The sequence below is a fragment of the Trueperaceae bacterium genome, assembly GCA_031581195.1.
Lineage (GTDB): Bacteria > Deinococcota > Deinococci > Deinococcales > Trueperaceae > SLSQ01.
Map to the genome: position 1 here is coordinate 1 of JAVLCF010000219.1, position 1,414 is coordinate 1,414.

Annotated in this window: 4 protein-coding genes; all 4 read left to right on the forward strand. The window is 60.8% G+C overall.

Annotated elements, in window-relative coordinates; all coding sequences use genetic code 11:
• The coding region (locus RI554_11570; GenBank protein MDR9392651.1) for a hypothetical protein at window positions 1-215 on the forward strand (215 nt) is incomplete at its 5' end.
• Window positions 216-521, forward strand: a complete 306-nt coding sequence (locus tag RI554_11575) for a hypothetical protein (GenBank protein MDR9392652.1) — start codon at window positions 216-218, stop codon at window positions 519-521. It abuts the gene before it with no gap.
• A complete protein-coding gene (locus RI554_11580) occupies window positions 518-910 on the forward strand; it encodes a minor capsid protein (protein ID MDR9392653.1) in 393 nt (130 codons plus the stop codon). Before RI554_11575 ends, RI554_11580 begins: the two co-directional genes overlap by 4 nt.
• A gap of 9 nt (window positions 911-919) precedes the next feature.
• Complete coding sequence (locus tag RI554_11585) at window positions 920-1,357, forward strand: hypothetical protein (GenBank protein MDR9392654.1); 438 nt, start codon at window positions 920-922, stop codon at window positions 1,355-1,357.
• The last annotated feature ends 57 nt before the right edge of the window (window positions 1,358-1,414 follow it).

The window sequence follows — 1,414 nt, forward strand, 5'->3', positions numbered from 1 at the left end:
CGTACTACCGGCCACACGTTGCGGCAGCACAAATTGTGGAAAGCGACCCGAACCGCGCAATGCGGGAGCAACTTCTCAGCACCGTCATTTGGCATCGTTCCCCCACGAGTGTGGCGCGCAGCATTCGCCGGGCCGGTCGATGGGTTGACGACGCGATCGTTACGGCCACCAGCGAAAAGCCTGCGTCAAGCCGTCAGCTTGAGCCGGTGTTCTAAATGCGGCAAGCCACCATCAACAGGTTGTTGCGTGACCGCATTACCCTTCTCGCAACCAACGGCGTTGACGCGTTTGGGCAACCCACCACAACCCAAAGCACCATCCCGGCGTACGTCAAGCGCGACACCGCTCGTGGCGTGACGGACGAAGGGACGGAGTTCACGAGCAACACGCAGTTCGTGACGACAAACCCAGTGCATGTCGGCGACCGAATCACGATCGCTGGCCACACACGCACCGTCCGGCAGGTCAAGCAAGCCGACGCCGTACGCGGCGGCGTCACGCTCTATGAGGTGCTGTTGTGAGCGCCTACACGGACGTCAGGACGTTCCTTATTCAAAACGGGTTGGCAGCCAGTAGCATGACAAGCGACTGGGCTGTCGTTGTGGGTGGCGTCACCGACCACCTGACGCAACCCCACCTCGCCATCATCCCCACGACCGGCAGGCGCCCCCTCGACGTGATGGGGCGCGACCCACTGCACCAACCCAACTTCCGCATCGTGGTGCAAGGCGCACCCGGCGGGTACGTCGAGGCGGAAGCCAAAGCCAACAGCATCTGGAATGCTCTGCACCGGCAACAATTCGCGGACTTCCTGACGGTAGAGGGCACCAACCCACCCATTTGGCTTGGGTACGACGAAGATCAACAAAAACCCCGGTGGAGCCTTAACTTCACCACCATCCGAAAGTGAGGACCCCTAATGGCAGGCGTTTACGCTAACCAAACGACGTGGTCGACGGACTTCCAAAGCGTCGTTGACGACACGCCCTCCTATACCGACATTGCGGACATCGTCAGCATCGAGTTCGGTGGCATCACGAGCGCCACGATGGAAACGACCGTGCATGGCGACACGTGGCGGAACCACGTGACCGGACTGAAGGACGGCGGCACGATCGAATTGACCGTCCGGTTTGGTCCCGAAACGCACGCTGACCTCCTCGATAACGTGGGGGAGACGTTCGCCAACAAGTTTGAGTTCCCGAAACAAACGACGGGCAACACGAGTCCCTTGTCGATCGAGTGGGACGCGATCCTGCAAAGCGTCAGCATCAGTGCGCCGTACGACGGCTTGCTGGAGGCCAGCGTGACGCTGCAAACGACGGGCGCTCCGACCATTACGAACGAAGCCGCCTAACGACCGCACCACTTGGGCCCCCTTGGGGGGCCCTTATTTTGTTGGGTTATTCCGTTC

Coding starts and splice junctions, on each gene's coding strand:
- RI554_11575 (MDR9392652.1), top strand. CDS start 216: ATGCGGCAAGCCACCATCAACAGGTTGTTGCGTGACCGCATTACCCTT.
- RI554_11585 (MDR9392654.1), top strand. CDS start 920: ATGGCAGGCGTTTACGCTAACCAAACGACGTGGTCGACGGACTTCCAA.